19 protein-coding genes are annotated in these 20,134 nt (G+C 69.4%); 16 read left to right on the forward strand and 3 right to left on the reverse strand.

What is annotated here, in order from left to right; genetic code table 11:
* Positions 1-92 precede the first annotated feature (92 nt).
* The 7 genes from infB to truB all read left to right on the forward strand — a co-directional run bounded on the left by infB (position 93) and on the right by truB (position 8,432).
* The gene (gene infB, locus GR168_RS24155) at positions 93-2,948 is read left to right on the forward strand and encodes a translation initiation factor IF-2 (protein ID WP_159370654.1); all 2,856 of its coding nucleotides are present in this window, start codon (positions 93-95) and stop codon (positions 2,946-2,948) included.
* A gap of 100 nt (positions 2,949-3,048) precedes the next feature.
* A complete protein-coding gene (rbfA, locus tag GR168_RS10195; protein WP_065628950.1) occupies positions 3,049-3,504 on the forward strand; it encodes a 30S ribosome-binding factor RbfA in 456 nt (151 codons plus the stop codon).
* The gene (locus GR168_RS10200; RefSeq protein ID WP_058250134.1) at positions 3,501-4,457 is read left to right on the forward strand and encodes a bifunctional oligoribonuclease/PAP phosphatase NrnA; all 957 of its coding nucleotides are present in this window, start codon (positions 3,501-3,503) and stop codon (positions 4,455-4,457) included. Before rbfA ends, GR168_RS10200 begins: the two co-directional genes overlap by 4 nt.
* 38 nt (positions 4,458-4,495) lie before the next feature.
* Positions 4,496-5,848 carry an MATE family efflux transporter gene (locus tag GR168_RS10205; protein WP_238995066.1) on the forward strand — a complete coding sequence of 451 codons (1,353 nt, stop codon included), beginning with the start codon at positions 4,496-4,498 and terminating at the stop codon, positions 5,846-5,848.
* Between the two features lie 28 nt (positions 5,849-5,876).
* Entirely contained in the window at positions 5,877-6,878 is a 1,002-nt protein-coding gene (locus tag GR168_RS10210; protein ID WP_175404254.1) for a metallophosphoesterase, read from the forward strand.
* A complete protein-coding gene (locus GR168_RS10215) occupies positions 6,875-7,531 on the forward strand; it encodes a 4'-phosphopantetheinyl transferase (protein WP_058250136.1) in 657 nt (218 codons plus the stop codon). Before GR168_RS10210 ends, GR168_RS10215 begins: the two co-directional genes overlap by 4 nt.
* 1 nt (position 7,532) lies before the next feature.
* A complete protein-coding gene (gene truB, locus GR168_RS10220) occupies positions 7,533-8,432 on the forward strand; it encodes a tRNA pseudouridine(55) synthase TruB (protein ID WP_159370655.1) in 900 nt (299 codons plus the stop codon).
* A 22-nt stretch (positions 8,433-8,454) separates the two neighbouring features.
* Here the strand turns inward: truB and GR168_RS10225 are convergent, their stop codons facing one another.
* Entirely contained in the window at positions 8,455-9,123 is a 669-nt protein-coding gene (locus GR168_RS10225; RefSeq protein WP_082652845.1) for a metal-dependent transcriptional regulator, read from the reverse strand.
* Positions 9,124-9,223: 100 nt separating this feature from the next.
* Between GR168_RS10225 and GR168_RS10230 the strand changes: the two genes are divergently transcribed.
* From GR168_RS10230 to GR168_RS10240, 3 genes are all read left to right on the forward strand, one after another.
* Positions 9,224-10,192 carry a bifunctional riboflavin kinase/FAD synthetase gene (locus tag GR168_RS10230; protein WP_159370656.1) on the forward strand — a complete coding sequence of 323 codons (969 nt, stop codon included), beginning with the start codon at positions 9,224-9,226 and terminating at the stop codon, positions 10,190-10,192.
* Positions 10,193-10,310: 118 nt separating this feature from the next.
* Positions 10,311-10,580: a 30S ribosomal protein S15 gene (gene rpsO / locus GR168_RS10235; protein WP_004021887.1), complete on the forward strand. Its 270-nt coding sequence runs from the start codon at positions 10,311-10,313 to the stop codon at positions 10,578-10,580.
* Between the two features lie 471 nt (positions 10,581-11,051).
* Positions 11,052-13,355 (forward strand): polyribonucleotide nucleotidyltransferase, encoded by a 2,304-nt coding sequence (locus GR168_RS10240; protein WP_058250140.1) that lies wholly within the window; start codon positions 11,052-11,054, stop codon positions 13,353-13,355.
* A gap of 71 nt (positions 13,356-13,426) precedes the next feature.
* Here GR168_RS10240 and GR168_RS10245 read toward each other — a convergent pair whose 3' ends face one another.
* Positions 13,427-14,167: a hypothetical protein gene (locus tag GR168_RS10245; protein WP_058250141.1), complete on the reverse strand. Its 741-nt coding sequence runs from the start codon at positions 14,165-14,167 to the stop codon at positions 13,427-13,429.
* Between the two features lie 136 nt (positions 14,168-14,303).
* Between GR168_RS10245 and GR168_RS10250 the strand changes: the two genes are divergently transcribed.
* Positions 14,304-15,785 carry a putative nucleotidyltransferase substrate binding domain-containing protein gene (locus tag GR168_RS10250; protein ID WP_159370657.1) on the forward strand — a complete coding sequence of 494 codons (1,482 nt, stop codon included), beginning with the start codon at positions 14,304-14,306 and terminating at the stop codon, positions 15,783-15,785.
* A gap of 6 nt (positions 15,786-15,791) precedes the next feature.
* Positions 15,792-16,568, forward strand: coding sequence for an NRDE family protein (locus GR168_RS10255; RefSeq protein WP_159370658.1), 777 nt, complete (start codon positions 15,792-15,794; stop codon positions 16,566-16,568).
* Here the strand turns inward: GR168_RS10255 and ald are convergent, their stop codons facing one another.
* Positions 16,569-17,684, reverse strand: coding sequence for an alanine dehydrogenase (ald, locus tag GR168_RS10260; RefSeq protein WP_065628942.1), 1,116 nt, complete (start codon positions 17,682-17,684; stop codon positions 16,569-16,571).
* Between the two features lie 146 nt (positions 17,685-17,830).
* Between ald and GR168_RS10265 the strand changes: the two genes are divergently transcribed.
* From GR168_RS10265 to GR168_RS10280, 4 genes are all read left to right on the forward strand, one after another.
* Positions 17,831-18,313, forward strand: a complete 483-nt coding sequence (locus GR168_RS10265) for an Lrp/AsnC family transcriptional regulator (RefSeq protein WP_058250145.1) — start codon at positions 17,831-17,833, stop codon at positions 18,311-18,313.
* Between the two features lie 66 nt (positions 18,314-18,379).
* A complete protein-coding gene (gene dapB, locus GR168_RS10270; RefSeq protein ID WP_068969802.1) occupies positions 18,380-19,129 on the forward strand; it encodes a 4-hydroxy-tetrahydrodipicolinate reductase in 750 nt (249 codons plus the stop codon).
* 2 nt (positions 19,130-19,131) lie between these two features.
* Complete coding sequence (locus GR168_RS10275; protein WP_065628941.1) at positions 19,132-19,671, forward strand: hypothetical protein; 540 nt, start codon at positions 19,132-19,134, stop codon at positions 19,669-19,671.
* Between the two features lie 4 nt (positions 19,672-19,675).
* The gene (locus tag GR168_RS10280) at positions 19,676-20,131 is read left to right on the forward strand and encodes a flavodoxin family protein (protein WP_159370659.1); all 456 of its coding nucleotides are present in this window, start codon (positions 19,676-19,678) and stop codon (positions 20,129-20,131) included.
* Positions 20,132-20,134: the final 3 nt, after the last annotated feature.

Consider the following 20,134-nt stretch of genomic DNA (forward strand, 5'->3'; position numbering starts at 1 on the left):
CATGAGCACACCGTGAAGTCACGATGAGCATGTACCGGACTTAAATCGAGGCCGTAGCGGGTGAGCCGCTTGGCCTCCAAGTGAGGAGAGCAGTGGCAGGCAAAGCCCGCGTGCACGAACTGGCCAAAGAGCTCGGCGTCACGAGCAAGCAGGTGCTCGAGCGTCTGAAGGAGCAAGGCGAGTTCGTCAAATCGGCGTCGTCGACGGTAGAGGCCCCCGTGGCCCGTCGACTGCGTGAATCGTTCCCCGGCAAGGACGGGGGAGCCAAGGACTCCAAGTCGTCCCCGGCCCCCGGCCCGCGCCAGAGCGCCAAGCCCGGACCCAAGCCGTCCGGCAACACGAACGCACCGAAGCCCGGTGCACCCGCAACCCCGTCGGCGCCGGTCGCCGACCGTCCGAGCCCCGGCCCGCGCACCAACGCGCCGAAGCCGGGCGCACCCAAGCCCGCACCCGCACCTGCGGAGACCCCGGCCCCGGCGCCCGCCCCCGCGGCGGAGCGTCCCAGCCCGCGTCCCGCTCCCGCGGCACCGGCGCCGCAGGCCCCGGCCGCGTCGGCAGCACCGTCTGCCCCCACGTCGAGCCCGGGTCCGCGTCCCGGCCCGAAGCCGGGTCCGCGTACGCCGCGGGTGGGCAACAACCCGTATTCGTCGGCACCGGCGCCCGCGCCGCGTCCGGCTGCCCGTCCCGGACCGGGTCAGGGCGGTCCGCGTCCCGGCGGTGGCCGTCCCGGCGCCGCCGGCCAGGGTGGTCCGCGTCCCGGTGGCGGTCGTCCCGCTCCCGGCCAGGGCGGTCCCCGTCCCAATCCCGGCAACATGCCCCCGCGTCCGAGTCCCGGCGCCATGCCGTCGCGTGCGGCCCGTCCTGACGCCCGTCCGGGTGGTCGCGGCGGTGCCGGAGGAGGCCGTGGTGGCCCCGGCGGCGGCGGTGGTTACCGCGGCGGCGGCGGAGCCGGTGCACCGGGAGGACCTCCCGGTGGCGGTTTCCGCGGACGTCCCGGCGGCGGTGGCGGTGGCGGCCGTGGACGCGGCGGTGCAGCAGGCGCCTTCGGTCGTCCCGGTGGTGCACCGCGCCGTGGTCGCAAGTCGAAGCGGGCGAAACGCGCCGAGTACGAGAACATGCAGGCACCGGCCGTCGGTGGCGTCCGGCTGCCGCGCGGCAACGGCGAGATCATCCGTCTCGCCCGCGGTGCGTCGCTGTCCGACTTCGCCGACAAGATCGACGCCAACCCGGCTTCGCTGGTCCAGGCGCTGTTCAACCTCGGCGAGATGGTGACGGCGACCGAGTCGGTCAACGACGAGACGCTCGAGCTGCTCGGCTCGGAGATGAACTACCGCGTCCAGGTGGTCAGCCCCGAGGACGAGGACCGCGAGCTGCTCGACAGCTTCGACCTCACCTACGGCGAGGACGAGGGCGGCGAGGAAGACCTCGAACAGCGTCCGCCGGTGGTCACCGTCATGGGCCACGTCGATCACGGTAAGACCCGACTGCTCGACACGATCCGTAAGGCCAACGTCCGGGAGGGCGAGGCCGGCGGCATCACGCAGCACATCGGTGCCTACCAGGTGAACACCCACCTCAACGGCGAGGATCGCCTGATCACCTTCATCGACACCCCGGGTCACGAGGCGTTCACCGCCATGCGTGCCCGCGGCGCCAAGGCGACCGACATCGCGATCCTCGTGGTCGCGGCCGACGACGGCGTCATGCCGCAGACGGTCGAGGCGGTCAACCACGCCCAGGCGGCCGACGTGCCGATCGTGGTCGCGGTGAACAAGATCGACAAGGAAGGCGCCGACCCGCAGAAGATCCGCGGGCAGCTGACCGAATACGGTCTGGTCCCCGAGGAGTACGGCGGCGACGCCATGTTCGTCGACATCTCGGCCAAGCAGGGCGAGAACATCGACGCACTGCTCGAGGCCGTCCTGCTCACCGCGGACGCGTCGCTGGACCTGCGTGCCAACCCGGACATGGACGCCCAGGGTGTCGCCATCGAGGCGCACCTCGACCGCGGCCGCGGCCCGGTGGCGACCGTGCTGGTCCAGCGCGGCACGCTGAAGGTCGGCGACTCGATCGTCGCCGGCGACGCCTACGGACGTGTCCGACGCATGGTCGACGAACACGGCGACGACGTCCCCGAGGCGCTGCCGTCGCGTCCGGTCCAGGTCATCGGCTTCACCTCGGTCCCCGGCGCAGGCGACAACCTGCTCGTCGTCGAGGAGGACCGCATCGCCCGGCAGATCGCCGACCGGCGCAATGCGCGCAAGCGCAACGCGCTGGCCGCACGCAGCCGCAAGCGGATCAGCCTGGAAGACCTGGATTCGGCTCTCAAGGAGACCAGCCAGCTCAACCTCATCCTCAAGGGTGACAACTCGGGTACGGTCGAGGCCCTCGAAGAGGCCCTGCTGAACATCGAGATGGGCGACGAGGTCTCGCTGCGGATCATCGACCGCGGTGTCGGTGGCGTCACCGAGACCAACGTCAACCTGGCCGCGGCCTCGGATGCGATCATCATCGGCTTCAACGTCCGGGCGGAGGGCAAGGCCACCGAGCTGGCCAACCGCGAGGGCGTCGACATCCGGTACTACTCGGTGATCTACCAGGCCATCGACGAGATCGAGAGCGCGCTCAAGGGCATGCTCAAGCCGATCTACGAAGAGGTGGAGCTCGGCCGCGCCGAGATCCGCGCGATCTTCAAGTCGTCGAAGGTCGGCAACATCGCCGGTTGCCTCGTGCAGTCGGGCATCATGCGGCGTAACGCCAAGGCCCGCCTGCTGCGCGACAACGTGGTGGTCGCCGAGAACCTCACCGTGTCGTCGCTCAAGCGTGAGAAGGACGATGCCACCGAGGTTCGCGAAGGCTACGAATGTGGTCTCACGCTGACCTACTCGGACATCAAGGTGGACGACGTGATCGAGACCTACGAGCTGCGGGAGAAGCCGCGCGACTGATCGCGGCGACGACCACCCTCGTACGACATCTCGACAGCTGTGGTGCGCGCCGACCGGTCTCCGGTCGGCGCGCACGCAGCGCTATGGAAGGAGTCCTGGAATGGCAGATCCGGCACGGGCTCAGCGCCTGGCCAAGCGGATCTCGTCGATCGTCGCGTCGGCGATCGCGCACGAGATCAAGGATCCGCGACTGGCGTATGTGACGGTCACCGATGCCCGGGTGACCAACGATCTCCACGATGCGACGATCTACTACACCGTGATGGGTGAATCCATCGACGCCGAACCCGACTTCGAGGCCGCGGCCGCGGGTCTGGCGAAGGCGACCGGCGTGCTGCGGTCGAAGGTCGGTGCGGGTACCGGGGTGCGCTTCACCCCGACCCTGCGCTTCGTACTCGACACGGTTCCCGATGCCGCGCGTCAGATGGAGGAGCTCGTCGCCCGCGCCCGCGCGAACGACGAACTCGTCGCCCGACGCGCTGCCGAGGCGAAGCCGGCGGGGGAGTCCGACCCGTACCGCTCGGCGGACGACGACACCACCGGTACCCGCGAGTGAGCAGTTCGTCGAGTGCGGCGATCGCCGCGACGCTGGCCTCCGCGACCGCGGTGACCATCTGCTGTCATGTCCGCCCCGATGCGGACACGATCGGCAGCGGTCTGGCGCTGGGGCTGGCACTCGACCGCCGGGGCGTCGACGTCGAGGTCTCCTACCCGGGGACCGAACAGCTCCCGGCGTCGCTCGCCGGGCTGCCCGGTGGCAAGTTGCTGTGCGCTCCCGCGCAGGTCGTCGGACACCCACTGGTGGTCGCGGTCGACGCCGCCAACCTCGAGCGGCTGGACTCGCTCGGTGAGACGTTCACCGCGGCGCAGACCTCGATCGTCATCGACCACCACGCGTCGAACCCCGGTTTCGGCGATCTCGACCTGGTGGACCCGGCCGCCGACTGCACCGCCGTGCTGGTGCTCGACGTCCTCGACGACCTGGGCGTCGAACTCGACGCCGACATCGCCACCTGCGTCTACGCCGGCCTCAGCACCGACACCGGCTCGTTCCGGTGGGCCCGTCCGGCGTCGTTCCGGGTCGCGGCCCGGCTTCTGGAGACCGGCGTCGACACGCGGAAGTGGAGCCGGATCCTGTTCGACTCCCATCCGTTCGCCTGGTTCTCGATGATGTCGGGTGTCCTGGCGTCGGCGCAGCTCGTACCGACCGCCTGCGACGGTGAGGGTCTGGTGTACGCCGTGGTCGACCAGCAGGCGCTGGCCGGGATGAGCTGGGAGGAGTCCGAGAGCGTCGTGGACACCATCCGGACCGCCCGTGAGGCCGAGGTGGCAGCGGTGTTCAAGGAGGGCGAGCCGGGTGTCTGGACGGTCTCGCTGCGGTCCAAGGACATCGTCGATCTCGTACCGATCGCCCGGGCGCACGGCGGCGGCGGGCATCGTCAGGCCTCCGGGTACAGCGACACCGGTACCGCCGACGAGGTGGTCGCCAGGTTGCTGGAGTCGCTCTGAGCCTCGCGTCGGAGCCGGACGCCGGGGACGCCCCGGGCGTGGCACGCATCGCCACCCTCACCGTCTCGGCTCTCGCCGTCCTCATCGCGCCGCCGCTGTACCTCCTGCTGGACCTGGCGGTCGTCGGACGCCTCGGCGGCGAACAACTGGCCGCTCTCGGCGTCGGCACCCTGGTGCTCTCGATCGTCAGCACGCAGCTGACCTTCCTGTCCTACGGCACCACCGCCCGCTCCGCGCGTCGCTTCGGCTCCGGTGACCGGCCCGGCGCCGTCGTCGAAGGCGTACAGGCGAGCTGGATCGCGGTGGCGGTCGGCGTCCTGATCGTCGCCGTCGCCTACCCGTGCGCCCCGGTCGTGATGCGTCTGCTGGTCGGGACGTCCTCGCCGGAGTCCGCCGCGGTGGCCGAGGACGCGGCGGGCTGGCTGCGGATCGCGATGTTCGGCGTCCCGCTGATCCTGCTGTCGATGGCCGGGAACGGGTGGATGCGCGGCGTCCAGGACACTCGTCGTCCCGTCGTCTACGTCGTGGTCGGGTTGTCCCTCGCCGCGGTCCTCGTCGTCGGACTGGTCCACGGCGTCGGCCCGTTCCCGCGTCTCGGTCTCGACGGCAGCGCGGTGGCCAACGTGATCGGACAGGGTGTGACGGGCGTGCTGTTCGCCGTGCGGGTGGTCCGCGAGGCACGGCGGGTCGCCGTGGGTGCCGGCCACGGGCCCGGCTCGCGCGCCTTCGCACCCGACTGGTCGATCATCCGCGCGCAACTGGTCATGGCGCGGGATCTCATCGTGCGCAGTCTGTCGTTCCAGATCTGCTTCGTCTCGGCGGCCGCGGTCGCGGCGCGATTCGGGGTCGCCCCGGTGGCGGCGCACCAGCTCGTGCTGCAGCTGTGGGAGTTCATGGCTCTGTTCCTCGACTCGGTGGCCATCGCCGCCCAGGCGCTGGTGGGCGCGGCGCTGGGAGCGGGACGACTCGGCGCAGCCGACTCCGTCGCCCGGCGCGTCACCGCGGTGTCCGTGGTCGCCGCCACCGCGATGGCTGCCCTCTTCGCGGCCGGTGCGACGCTGATCCCGCGTATCTTCACCTCCGACGCCGCCGTCCTCGACGCCGTCGGGGTGCCCTGGTGGTTCTTCGTCGGCATGTTGCCGATCGCCGGCGTGGTCTTCGCGCTCGACGGCGTGCTCCTCGGCAGCGGCGACGCCGCCTTCCTGCGCACCGCGACCCTCGCCGGCGCCCTCATCGGGTTCCTGCCGCTGATCTGGCTGTCGCTCGTGTTCGACTGGGGACTCGCGGGTGTGTGGTCCGGCCTGGTGGTGTTCATGCTCGTGCGTCTGGCCACCGTGGTGTGGCGGATCCGCTCGGGGCGATGGCGCCGGGCAGGTGCGGTCCGCGCCTGATCGCGATCCTCTGGCACGATGGATCCTCGTGGCTACTCTGTGGGCGATCAGCGATCTGCACATCGCGCATCGGGGCAACGAGCACATCATCGACAGCATCCGGCCGACCTCGCCGGACGACTGGCTCATCGTCGCCGGTGACGTCGCCGAACGCACCGACGACATCGTCGACACCCTGCGTCGTCTGCGGGCTCGGTTCGCCACCGTCGTGTGGGTCCCGGGCAACCACGAGCTGTATACGACGGCGAAGGATCCGCTGCAGGTGTTCGGGGTCGCGCGGTACGACTACCTCGTCCAGGCCTGCCGCGACATCGGCGTGGTGACCCCGGAGGACATTTACCCGCTGTTCGATCCGGGCGATGGCTCCGATCCCGTCCGCGTGGTCCCGATGTTCCTGCTGTACGACTACACCTTCCGCCCGGAGGGCACGGCCAACAAACTGACCGCGCTCGCGCTCGCCCGGGAACGCAATGTGGTGGCCACCGACGAGTTCCTGCTGTCGTCCGAGCCGTTCCCGACCCGGGACGCCTGGGGTCGGGCGCGGATCGAGATCACCCGGCGTCGGCTGCAGGCCATCGACCCCGCCGAGAAGACGGTCCTCATCAACCACTGGCCGCTGCGCCGCGAACCGTGTGACGCGCTCATCTATCCGGAGTTCGCGCTGTGGTGCGGCAGCGAGCTGACCGCGGACTGGCACACCGAGTTCAACGCGGCGTGCTGCGTGTACGGGCACCTGCACATCCCCCGGACCACCTGGTACGACGGCATCCGGTTCGAGGAGGTGTCGGTCGGCTACCCGCGGGAGTGGAAGCGCCGCGGACTCCCGAACCCATTGATGCGCAACATCGTTCCCGGAGACGGGCTCGGTGCGTCCGATCTGCCCGAGCACGGAGTCCGGTTCGACCTGCCGCCCGACTACGCCGAACGGGCCGCCGAGTTCCGGCAGCGGGTCGAGCAGCGGCAGGCGGAACGACGAACACGACAGGCCGAGAGGCAAGCGGAACGGCAAGCGCGAGAGGACAACCGATGATCGAACAGCTCCTGCCGGCCGGCGTCGCCTCGGCGGAGGCGTTCGCCGATCCGCCGGATCTCGTCCTGCTGCCGGCCGAGCAGAGCCTGATCTCGCGCGCGGTGGAGAAGCGTCGTCGCGAGTTCACCACCGTTCGGCATTGCGCCCGGCAGGCGCTGGGGGAGCTGGGTTACGAGCCCGTCCCGATCCTCAAGGGGGACAAGGGGGCACCCGTGTGGCCGGCCGGGATCGTGGGCAGCCTCACCCACTGCGACGGTTATCGCGCCGCGACGGTCGCCTACGCGATGTCGGTGCGTTCCCTCGGTATCGACGCCGAGCCGCACGACAGCCTGCCCGACGGTGTGCTCGAGCACACCAGCCTGCCCGCCGAGCGCGAGGTGCTCGCGACCCGGTCGGGTGACCTGCACTGGGACCGTCTGCTGTTCTGTGCGAAGGAGGCCACCTACAAGGCCTGGTTCCCGGTCGCCAAGCGCTGGTTGGGTTTCGAGGACGCGCACATCACCTTCGAACAGTCCACCCCGACGTCGGGGACGTTCACCTCGCGCATCCTCATCGACCCGGCCGCCGCCGACGGGGGACCGCCGCTGCTGGAGTTCTCCGGACGTTGGCTGGTCGAGCGCGGCATCATCACCACCACGATCGCGCTGACCTGACGTGGCCGACGCAACCATCGAGAACGCCGGACTGCTCGTCGTCGACAAGCCGGCCGGGATGACCAGCCACGATGTCGTGTCACGATGCCGGAAGATCTTCAACACCCGCCGCGTGGGGCACGCCGGTACCCTCGACCCGATGGCCACCGGTGTCCTGGTCGTCGGGATCGAGCGGGCCACAAAGCTTCTCGGACTCCTCTCGCTGACGACGAAGTCGTACACGGCGACGATCCGACTCGGCGCGTCCACCACGACCGACGACCGCGAAGGCGAGATCCTCGACACGGCAGACGCATCCGGGGTCCTCGACGCCGACATCGCCGCGGCCATGGCCGATCTCACCGGTGACATCCAGCAGGTCCCGGCGAAGGTCAGCGCCATCAAGGTCGACGGGCGGCGAGCGCACGCACTGGTGCGGACCGGAGCCGACTTCGACCTCGCGGCGCGCCCGGTCACCGTGTCCCGCTTCGAGCTGCTCGACGCCCGGCGCGACGCGGCGTTCGTCGATCTCGACGTGGCCGTTGACTGTTCGTCGGGCACGTACATCCGGTCACTGGCGCGCGATCTCGGCGCCGCGCTCGGGGTCGGGGGGCACCTGACCGAACTCCGGCGGACGGCGGTCGGCCCGTTCACCCTCGACCATGCGCGGACACTCGACGACGTCCGCGACGTGCCGCGCGTCAGCCTCGACATCGACGAGGCGGTCAAGATCTCGTTCCCGCGCCGCGACATCGACGAGGACGAGGCCGAGTCGATCAGTCAGGGTCGATGGCTGGAGCCGATCGGCCGCAAGGAGATCTATGTCGTCGTCGATCCGCGGGAACAGGCGATCGCGCTGATCCAGGAGAAGGGTCGCCGGGCGAGCTCGGTGATGGTGGTGCGGCCGGCGACTCTGCGCTGACGCGCCCTGCCGCCGAAACGGGTCAGCCGCGCGGGACCACGAAGATGGCGCGCGCGGCGATGTCGCCGAGGTCGATGGGATCGCCGTCGTCGAGCGACACCGAGATCGTGCCCGCGAACGGGCGCTTCTCGGCGACGGTCACCACACAGTCGAGGGCGACGCCCACCTGGTCGAAGTAGCGCAGCATCTCGGGATCGGTGTCGGAGATCCGGGCGATGGCGCCCGACGCCCCGACCTCCAGGTCGGCCAGGAGCGCCGCGTCCGGTGCGGGGATCGAGCCGTCGAGTGCGGGAATCGGGTCGCCGTGCGGATCCCGGTCGGGGAAGCCGAGTTTCGCATCGAGCCGGGCCATCAACCGGTCGGACACCGCGTGTTCGAGGATCTCCGCCTCGTCGTGGACCTCGTCCCAGCGGTAGCCCAACTCGCGCACCAGGAAGGTCTCGATCAGCCGGTGGCGGCGCACCATCAGGATGGCCGCGGACCGGCCCGCGGCGGTGAGGGTGACCGCGCCGTACGGTTCGTGCGAGACGAAGCCCTGGTCGGCGAGTTTGCGGATCGCCTCCGACGCGGTCGATGCGGACACGCCGAGCGATTGAGCCAGCAGCTTGGTGGTGACCTTGACGTCTTCCCACTCCTGGCTGGTCCAGATCACTTTCAGATAGTCCTGGGTCACCTGTGACAGTTCTGTCACCGGACGATCCGTTCCCCGAGGCATGACCAAGAGCTTAACCCCACCGCAAACGCGAGTGGCGGTGGTGGTTTGGAACACCGGGTGGCCGTACTCTGGTCGCGTGTTGCGTTGGCGAGGTCTGGACGACATCCCCGCGGGCTGGGGACGGTGCGTGGTCACCATAGGTGTCTTCGACGGTGTTCACCGGGGACATGCCGAGCTCATCAACGCCGCCACGAAGGCGGCGAAGGAGCACGGCGTCCCGGCGGTGCTGATGACGTTCGACCCGCACCCGTCCGAGGTGGTCCGCCCGGGATCCCATCCGCCGCAACTGACGACGCTGACACGGCGCGCCGAGCTGGCCGAGGAGCTCGGCATCGACGTCTTCTGCGTCATGCCGTTCACGCCCGAACTCGCCTCCCGGTCGCCCAAGGACTTCGCCCACGACATCCTCGTGGAGACGTTGCACGCGGCCGTCGTGGTCGTCGGCGACAACTTCACGTTCGGACGCAAGGCGGCCGGCGACGTGGCCAAGCTCGCCGAACTCGGTGGGAAGTTCGGCTTCTCGGTGGAATCGGTCTCGCTGTTCGGTGAACATGCGGTGACCTTCTCGTCGACCTACATCCGCTCGTGTGTCGCGGCCGGTGACGTCGACCGCGCGACCGAGGCGCTCGGACGCCCGCATCGGGTCGAGGGTGTGGTGGTGCGCGGCGACGGCCGTGGCCGCGACCTCGGATACCCGACGGCCAACGTGGCCCCGCCGATGTACGCCGCGATCCCCGCCGACGGGGTCTACGCCGCCTGGTTCACGATCCTGGGCGCGGGTCCGGTCGTCGGCGAGGTCGAACCGGGGGAGCGCTACCAGGCCGCGGTGTCGGTCGGCACCAACCCCACCTTCTCCGGCCGCACCCGAACGGTCGAGGCATTCGTTCTGGACAAGAGCGCCGACCTCTACGGGCAGCACGTCGCCGTCGACTTCGTGCACCGCATCCGCGGGATGGAACAGTTCGACGGCGTCGACGACCTGATCACCGCCATGGGTGACGACGTGACGAAGACGCGCGAGATCCTGGCGGCGGCCGAGAGCTGAGCCCTGGATTTGGGCCGGGTCCCACCCGGGCGGTAGCCTGATCAGTCGGTGTTGCTGCAGTCCGCGGTGGCGCACCGTGGTTGTTTCGGACGCGGTACTGAGAAACAGGAGTAACTCCATGGCTTTGACTGTCGAGCAGAAGAAGGAAATCCTCGCCGAGTACGGTCTGCACGAGACCGACACCGGCTCGCCCGAGGCCCAGGTCGCGATGCTGACCAAGCGCATCACCGACCTCACCGAGCACCTGAAGCAGCACAAGCACGATCACCACAGCCGCCGCGGTCTGCTGCTGCTGGTCGGCCGTCGCCGTCGTCTGCTGAAGTACGTCGCCAAGGTCGACATCAACCGCTACCGTTCGCTCATCGAGCGTCTCGGCCTGCGTCGCTGATCTCCCGACTTCCACCGGCCGCCCCCGAAACGGGGGCGGCCGGTTTTGTCGTATCGGGGGTCGTCGTATTGAGGTATCGACAGTCGGCGGTGATACGCTGACAGACGGATCGTGCCGGAACTCGAGGCAGTGCGGAACGACCAGCCAGATCGGTCCTCGGTAGTGGCCGCCGGAACCCTCGCCCGGGCAACCCTCGGGCGCGCAGGATTCCGGCCGCTTCGATCGAAGGCCGTCTGAGCACTCATCCGGCGCAGACACGCTGCGCCATTCACCGTGCTGCCGCACATTCTCGGCGCGTTCTGGGTAGGTCCGATCCGCGCGTGCGCTCCTGTGCGAGCCCGCTCGACGTGACACGTGAGTTCGTGCTGCGCACCTCCGCGAAGGCCACCCCCAACCGCACAAGCGGCCACCTTCTCGTGGCCGCGTCAGACGGCCGCCACCGGCAGCCGCTACGAAGGGATTCCACCCCACATGACAGATGTGAACACCACCGAAGACTTCGCCGACGACTACGACGACGCGATCACCGAGGCGACCGCCGTCATCGACAACGGGAGCTTCGGCACCCGCACGATCCGGTTCGAGACCGGACGCCTCGCGCTGCAGGCCGCCGGTTCGGTGACCGCCTACCTCGACGACGAGAACATGCTGCTCTCGACCACCGCGGCGTCGAAGCACCCGAAGGAGCACTTCGACTTCTTCCCGCTGACCGTGGACGTCGAGGAACGGATGTACGCCGCCGGCCGCATCCCCGGATCGTTCTTCCGTCGCGAGGGTCGTCCGTCGACCGACGCGATCCTGACCTGCCGCCTCATCGACCGTCCGCTGCGCCCGTCGTTCGTCGACGGTCTCCGCAACGAGATCCAGGTCGTCGTGACCGTCCTCTCGCTGAACCCGAACGACCTCTACGACGTCGTCGCGATCAACGCCGCGTCCGCCTCCACCCAGCTCGCGGGTCTCCCGTTCTCCGGTCCGGTCGGTGGCGTGCGTGTCGCGCTCATCCCGACCGAGGAGAACAAGGCCGGCCAGTGGGTGGCGTTCCCGACCGTCGAGCAGCTCGAGGGCGCCGTGTTCGACATGGTCGTCGCGGGCCGGATCGTCGCCGGCTCCGGTGACAGCGCCGACGTCGCGATCATGATGGTCGAGGCCGAGGCCACCGACAACGTCATCGACCTCATCGCCGGCGGCGCGCAGGCACCGACCGAGGCGATCGTCGCCGAGGGCCTCGAAGCCGCCAAGCCGTTCATCGCCCGCCTCTGCGAGGCGCAGAAGTCCCTGGCCGCCGCCGCGGCCAAGGAGACCGCCGAGTTCCCGCTGTACCCGGCGTACCAGTCGGATGCCTACGACGCCGTGGCGGCCGCCGCCACCGATCGCCTGTCGGAGATCCTGACGATCGCCGGCAAGCAGGAGCGCGACGACAAGACCGACGAGCTCAAGGCCGACGTCCTCGAGCAGCTCGGCGAGCAGTTCGCGGGCCGCGAGAAGGAGATCGGCGGGGCCTACCGGTCGCTGACCAAGAAGCTCGTCCGGCAGCGCATCCTCACCGACCACTTCCGCATCGACGGCCGCGGCATCACCGACATCCGTGCCCTCTCGGCCGAGGTCGCGATCATCCCGCGCGCCCACGGCAGTGCGCTGTTCGAGCGCGGCGAGACCCAGATCATGGGTGTCACCACACTCGACATGGTCAAGATGGCGCAGCAGATCGACTCGCTCGGACCCGAGACGTCCAAGCGGTACATGCACCACTACAACTTCCCGCCGTACTCGACCGGTGAGACCGGTCGCGTCGGATCGCCCAAGCGTCGCGAGATCGGCCACGGTGCGCTCGCCGAGCGTGCCCTGATGCCGGTGCTGCCGAGCGTCGAGGACTTCCCGTACGCGATCCGCCAGGTGTCCGAGGCACTGAGCTCCAACGGTTCGACCTCGATGGGCTCGGTCTGTGCGTCGACCATGTCGCTGCTGAATGCCGGTGTGCCGCTGCGCGCCCCGGTCGCCGGCATCGCCATGGGCCTCGTCTCCGACACCGTCGACGGCGAAACCCGTTATGTCGCACTGACCGACATCCTCGGCGCCGAGGATGCCTTCGGCGACATGGACTTCAAGGTCGCGGGCACCAAGGACTTCGTCACCGCCCTGCAGCTCGACACCAAGCTCGACGGCATCCCGTCGCAGGTGCTCGCGGGTGCGCTCAGCCAGGCCAAGGACGCCCGACTGACCATCCTCGACGTCATGGCCGAGGCCATCGACGAGCCCGACGAGATGAGCCCGTTCGCGCCGCGGATCACCACCATCAAGATCCCGATGGACAAGATCGGCGAGCTGATCGGCCCGAAGGGCAAGACGATCAACGGCATCACCGAGGAGACCGGCGCCAACGTCTCCATCGAGGACGACGGCACCGTGTTCGTCGGCGCGGCCGACGGTCCGTCCGCGCAGGCGGCGATCGACCGCATCAACGCGATCGCCAACCCGCAGCTGCCCAAGGTCGGGGAGCGCTTCCTGGGCACCGTCGTCAAGACCACCGCATTCGGCGCCTTCGTGTCGCTGCTCCCGGGTCGCGACGGCCTCGTGCACATCTCGAAGCTCGGCAAGGGCAAGCGCATCAACAAGGTCGAGGACGTGGTCAACGTGGGCTCCAAGCTCCGCGTCGAGATCGCCGACATCGACGAGCGCGGCAAGATCAGCCTCGTCCCGGTCGACGACGACGCCGACAAGGCCGACGCGCCCGCCCCCGACGCGGTCAAGGATGACGCGGTGAAGGCCGACGCCTGATCTGAGAACGACCCACCGGGGCCCGCCGTCCATTGCGGACGGCGGGCCCCGGTGTCGTCTGGAAGCCGGCGTCAGGATCGGTCGGCGGTGTCGAAGCTGATCTCGAAGCCGTCGGTCCAGGCCGACCCGGATCCGGCGATCTGCTCGTAGAGGCCTTCGATGGTCTGGGCCGTCGAGATCGCCTGGTCGGGGTTCTGCGTGCCGAAGTTGCCGCTCGAGGAGATCCCGACGAGGACATACCGTCCGCCACGGGTCTCCTGGTACCACGGTGAACCCGAATCCCCGCCGAGGACGACGAGTTCGGCGTTGACGAGACGATGCTCGGGCGCGGCGTCCTGATGCAGCAGGGCGGTCACGGTGCCGACGGTCGTCCCGGTGCGTTCGCCGGTCTTGGCGACCGGTTCGCCGACCTCGGGGTCGGCCGCCGTAGCGAACACGGGGTCCACCTCCCAGTCGTCCTCGATCGCGATGACGGTGTAACCGCGGGGATCGGCGAGCGTGATCGACCCGTCGGGGGTGCCGCCGTCGTCCTGCCAGTCCACGACCTCACCGATCGTCTCGCCGTCGGTGGTGGTGACCTCGTCGCCGACGCCCTCGGCGCAGTGCCCGGCCGTGACGGCGAGACGGTCACCGTCGGCGTTGGTCCCGAAGAACCCGATGGAACACAGGCCGTCGCCGATCAGGATGCCCTGGCCGGCGGTGAGTGTGTCGGCGTACTCGGGCGTGATGGCGGCTGCGGGGGCGGTCGTGCCCATTGCCACGGCCAGAGCGGCCAGCAGGGTGGTCGCGGCGGCGACGTGAGGCTTGATCATCGGGGGTCCTTTGCTCCGAGAGGGTGTCTGCTCCCTTCGAGCCGAACCCGGGCCCCGCGGTGTGCCGGCCGGACTCCGAATCATTCGACCGGCCGACGGTCTTCGCAGACCCCGGGCCCGCCTAGACTCTGCAGACATGGCCGGTGAGGAGAAGCCGCAGCTGACGGTGGCGCGGCGTCGGGACGCCGGCGGGATCTCGGCGGCGAGCGCCGTGGCCGAACTGCTCCGCACCGCACCGGTGATCGGCCGGGCCGACATGACCGTCCGCCAGGCGGCCGCGTTGATGACCGAGCGCGGACAGGACTACGTGGTGATCCCGCTGCCGGACCGGAGCTTCGGCGTGCTGACCGACGGCGACATCCGGGCCGAGGTGGTCGCGGCCGGCCGCAGCGTCGACACCTCGGTCGGGGAGATCGTCACGGAACCGGCGTTCGTCGTCGATGCCGGTGCGGCGTCGATGGACGTGCTGACCGAGCTCGTCGACCGCGATCTGGCGATCGTCCCCGTCCGTGGCGCCGACGGCGAGGTGATCGGTGTCGTCGGGGCGGGGGATTTCGTCGCCGACCCCGTCGGTGCGGGCATCCCGCTGCGCGAACAGATCCGACGTTCGATCGACGTCGAGGAGCTGCAGGGGCATGCGCGCAGGCTGCCGCAGTTCGTGGCCGACCAGGTTCGCCGGGACCGACCGCCGTACGAGATCTCGCGCGCGGCGTCCATGATCGTCGACGCGGTCGTCGGTCGCGCGCTCGATGTCGTCCTGACCGCACATCCCGAACTCGATCCCGCGGCGTTCACCTGGTTGTCGCTGGGCAGCAACGCCCGTCGGGAACCGGTGCTGAGCTCGGACGTGGATTCGGCTGTCTCCTTCGACGATTCGGCCGGCGGCGAAATCGAACGCTATCGGGCAGCCTTCGGTGAGGTCGACGAGGTGGTGCGGAACGCGGGACTGCGGGTCGACGACAACGGCGCCGTCGCGTCGAAGCCGCTGTTCGCGCGGACCCACACGCAGTGGCAGACGGCGGCGCGAGCGTGGATCGATGATCCGCTCGCCGGCAAGGGCATGATCTTCACATCGCTGATGCTCGACGGCCGGCCTGTCCGCGGGCGCGCCGCGGTGTCGGCGACGCCTGCGGTCGCGATGATCGCCGGGTTGCGGCGCGACCCGCGGACGATGAATCTGCTGCTGGCCGAAACCCTTTCGACGCGTGCCCGGTTGCGGTCCCGGCGGGATGTGTTGACCGGTCGGGGCAACATCGTCGACATCAAGGGGCATGCGGTGACACCGCTCGTCAACATCGCGCGGTGGGCCGCGGTCAGTGTGGGTTCGACCGACGTCGACACCCGCGGCCGTCTGCGCGCGGCGTCCGGCAGCGAGATGTTGCCGACCGATCAGGCGTCGACGCTCATCGAGGTCTTCGAGGTGCTGCAGCGTGTTCGGCTGCGATATCAGGTCGCACAGTTCGACAACGGTGATCCGCCCGGCGATCGGTTCGATGTCAGGCAGTTGTCCCCGCTGGACCGCAGCCTGCTCGGGCAAGCGGTCCGCGAGATCGCCGGAGTGCAGCGCCGCATGTCGACCATGAGCCGACTTCTTCCCGGACCCGAGCAGGTGACCTGAATCCCGATGTGCCTGATCCTTTTTGCGTGGAACGCGCACCCCACTCAGCGGTTGATCGTGGCCGCCAATCGGGACGAGCAGCACCGTCGCCGCACCTTCGCGCTGTCGCACTGGGACGACCTGCCGATCCTCGGCGGTCGCGATGCCGTCGCCGGCGGTACGTGGATGGCTGTCTCGGCCGAGGTCCCCGACCGGGTGGCCATGGTCACGAACGTCCGGGTCGGGCCGGCTCGACGGGCCGGAATCCGTTCGCGCGGACAGCTTCCCGTGGACTATCTGATCGGCGACGACGACCCGAAGGTGTACGCTCACCGGGTCCTCGACGATGCGGCGGCGTACGATCCGGTGAATCTGCTCGTCGCCGATCGGGACGAGCTGTGGTGGATGACCAACTGGCCGGAACCGCGCGCCGAGCGGGTGGCCGACGGCGTGCACGGTCTGTCCAACGGCGCCCTGGACAACGACTGGCCTAAGGTCGTCGACGGCGCGGCGGCGTTGAGTGGTCTGGTCGAGGCAGACGGCGGCGGGTCGGCTGGGTCTCCGGACGAGTCCTACTTCGCCATGCTGGCCGACCAGGATCGGCCGGACCCGACGCGTCTGCCCGACACCGGCGTCGGACCCGAGGCCGAGGCGGCGCTGTCGCCGATGTTCATCAACATCTCCGGGTACGGCACCCGGGCATCGACCCTGCTGCTCGTCGGGTACGACGGCCACGGATCGATGACCGAGCGCCGCTACGGCTGGCGGGGCCGACGCCGCGGAACCACCACGCTGACGTTCTGATCAGTTGTGCGCGAAGGGGTTCGGCGACACGTCCAGGTCGAGTGCGGCGCCGACCTCGGCGGTGAACAGTTGACCTTGCCGCGTGCTCAGTCCCGAGGCGAGTGCCGGGTCGGCTGCGCACGCCTGCTCCGTTCCCGAGTCGGCCAGCCGGAGGACGTAGGGGAGGGTCGCACCGGTGAGCGCCTGTGTCGACGTACGCGCGACGTTGCCGGGCATGTTCGCGACGCAGTAGAAGACGGTGTCGTGGACGGCGAAGGTCGGGTCGTCGTGGGTGGTGGGTCGAGAGTCCTCGAAGCAGCCGCCCTGGTCGATCGCGACGTCGACGAGCACCGCGCCCGGCTTCATCTGGGCGACCGTGCCGTTCGAGACGAGGACCGGTGCCTTGGCGCCCGGCACGAGGACGGCTCCGATGACGAGGTCGGCACCGACGACCGCCTCCTCGACTGCCAGGGCCGTGCTGTACCGGGTGTGGACGCGGCCGCCGAAGCGGGCGTCGATCGAGCGGAGTTTGGCGATGTCGATGTCGAAGACGGTGACCTGGGCGCCCATGCCGAGCGCGATCTGCGCCGCGTTCACGCCGCTGACGCCACCGCCGAGAACGACCACGTCGGCGGGCTCGGTTCCCGGCACGCCGCCCATGAGTACGCCCCGACCGCCCGCCGAACGCATCAGGTGATAGGCACCCACCTGCGGTGCGAGGCGTCCGGCGACCTCGCTCATCGGGGCCAGCAACGGGAGCGCGCCGTCGGCGGTCCGGACCATCTCGTAGGCGATGGAGGTGATGCCCGACGCCAGCAACGCGTCGGTGCAGGCCCTGCCGGCGGCCAGGTGTAGGTAGGTGAACAGCGTCTGATCCCGACGCATCAGCGCGAACTCCGAGGCGATCGGTTCCTTGACCTTCAGCAGTAGTTCGGCCTGCTCCCAGACCGCGGCGGCGGTTCCCAGGATCTGTGCACCGGCGGCCTTGAAGTCGTTGTCGGCAATGGCGGATCCCTCGCCCGCGCCGGCCTGGACGATCACGTCGTGGCCGCGCTGGTGGAGTTCGGCGACGCCGGCGGGGGTGATGGCCACGCGGTATTCGTGATTCTTGATCTCGGTGGGAATGCCGATGCGCATGATGACTCCGTCGGGTTGTGGTCTCCTGAACGTTCCTCGATGAACTGGTTTTCAGCGTGAAGGAACATCGGCCATGACACAATCGTGCGGAAGAATATTCTCGTGCAGCTCGGTCTGCCGACGATCGTGTGAGGAGGGAGGGCGCGATGGCCACCACACCGAAGGATGTTCGGGCCGGTGAACTCGACGCGACGGACCGGGAGCTGCTCCGCCTGCTGCAGTCCGATGCGCGGATGCCGAACAGCGAACTGGCGCAGCGCGTCGGCATCGCCGCGTCGACCTGCCACGGCCGCCTGCGTCGGCTCGTCGACCTCGGCATCATCCGCGGCTTCTTCGCCGACGTCGACCCGGCGGCGCTGGGGCGCCCGCTGCGTGCCATGGTCGCCGTCAGTCTGCAGTCCGACGCGCGCGGTCAGATCCGGCGCTTCGTCGGCGAGATCGCCACCCACGACGAGGTGATCGACGTGTTCTTCCTCGCCGGCACCGACGACTACCTGCTGCATGTCGCCGCCGCCGACACCGAGGCGCTGCGCCAGTTCGTCGAACGACTCAACGGCCGGCCGGAGGTCGCCGGAACCACCACGTCGCTGGTGTTCGAACACCGCCGCGGCGGTGCCCCGATCTTCTGAGGCGAGACGCCACTAGACTGGCCCGGCAGCGACTCGGCCGGCAGGACACGACACGAAGAGGTGGACATGAGCGGTATCAAGGTGGGCGTCCTGGGCAGCCAGGGCAAGGTCGGGCAGGCGATCGTCGCGGCGGTCGAGAATGCCGACGACCTCACCTACACCGTGGGCGTCGACAAAGGTGACTCACTCGAGTTCTTCACCGACACCGAGACCCAGGTCGTCGTCGACTTCACCCATCCCGATGTGGTCATGGACAACCTGAAGTTCCTCATCGCCAACGGAATTCACGCCGTCGTCGGGACCACCGGATTCACCGAGGAACGCCTCGACACCGTCCGCGGCTGGTTGTCGGAGAACCCCGGCGTCGGCGTCCTCATCGCACCCAACTTCGCGATCGGCGCAGTGCTGTCCATGCGTTTCGCCGCCCAGGCCGCCAAGTACTACGACTCGGTCGAGGTCATCGAGTTGCATCACCCGCACAAGGCCGACGCGCCGTCGGGAACCGCCTATCGGACGGCAGAGCTGATCGGGCGCGCGCGGGCCGAGGCCGGTGTCGGACGCAGTCCCGATGCCACGACCGAGGAACTCGACGGCGCCCGCGGCGCGGTCGTCGACGACGTGCGTGTCCACTCAGTGCGGCTCGCAGGGCTTGTTGCGCACCAAGAAGTGCTGCTCGGCACCGCCGGCGAGACGCTGACCATCCGGCACGATTCCCTCGACCGGGCGTCGTTCGCACCCGGCGTGCTCCTGGGCGTGCGGAGTATGGCCTCCCGTCCGGGGCTCACCATCGGGCTCGAAGAACTGATGGACCTCTGACGATGACCTCCTCCGGCCCGCCGAACGAACCAGCCCACGACGACGACACCGAGGGCGGCGCACCCCGACTCGGCCCGCGCAAGAAGGACTCCCGTCCGATCGTCTGGATGATCGCATTCCTCGTCGTGGCGCTCATCGTGTACTTCGTCCTGCTCGGATGGCGTGGCTTCCAGCTGATCGCCTCCGGGTCGGCCGCCGGGATCGGTCTCGGCCTGGGCGTGATCGCGCTGCCGCTGATCGGGGCGTGGCTGGTCTACGCGACGCTGCGGGCGGGCCTCGAGCACCAGAAACTCGCCGCCATCATGGCCGACGAGGGACGTGAACTCGACATCTCGAACCTGCCGCACCGCGCATCGGGCCGGATGGAGCGCGACGCGGCCGACGAACTCTTCGCCCAGGTGAAGGCCGAGTGGGAGGCCGACCCGAGCGACTGGCGCAACACCTACCGCATCGCCCGCGCCTACGACTACGCCGGCGACCGCACCCGTGCCCGCTCGATGATGAAACGGGCTGTCGCCCAGTACCACGGCCGGGAGCAGTAGTCCGATGAGCCGGCTGCTCATCGTCCACCACACCCCGTCACCGGCATGCCAGGAGATGTTCGAGGCAGTCGTGTCCGGTGCGACCGACCCCGAGATCGAAGGCGTCGAGGTGATCCGACGCGCGGCGCTCGCCGTCACCGCCTCCGACTTCCTCGACGCCGACGGTTACCTCCTCGGCACGCCCGCCAACCTCGGATACATCAGCGGCGCACTGAAACACGCGTTCGACGTGAGCTACTACCAGATCCTCGACTCGACTCAGGGTCGGCCGTTCGGGCTGTACATGCACGGCAACCAGGGCACCGAAGGAGCTGTGCGAGCGGTCGATTCGATCACCTCCGGCCTCGGCTGGACCAAGGCCGCCGAGTACGTCATCGTCTCCGGTTCGCCGAGCAAGGACGACCGCGAAGCGTGCTGGGAGCTGGGTGCGACGGTGGCCGCGGGGTTGATGGAGGAATGAACG

It is taken from the genome of Gordonia sp. JH63, assembly GCF_009856645.1.
Taxonomy (GTDB): domain Bacteria; phylum Actinomycetota; class Actinomycetes; order Mycobacteriales; family Mycobacteriaceae; genus Gordonia; species Gordonia hongkongensis.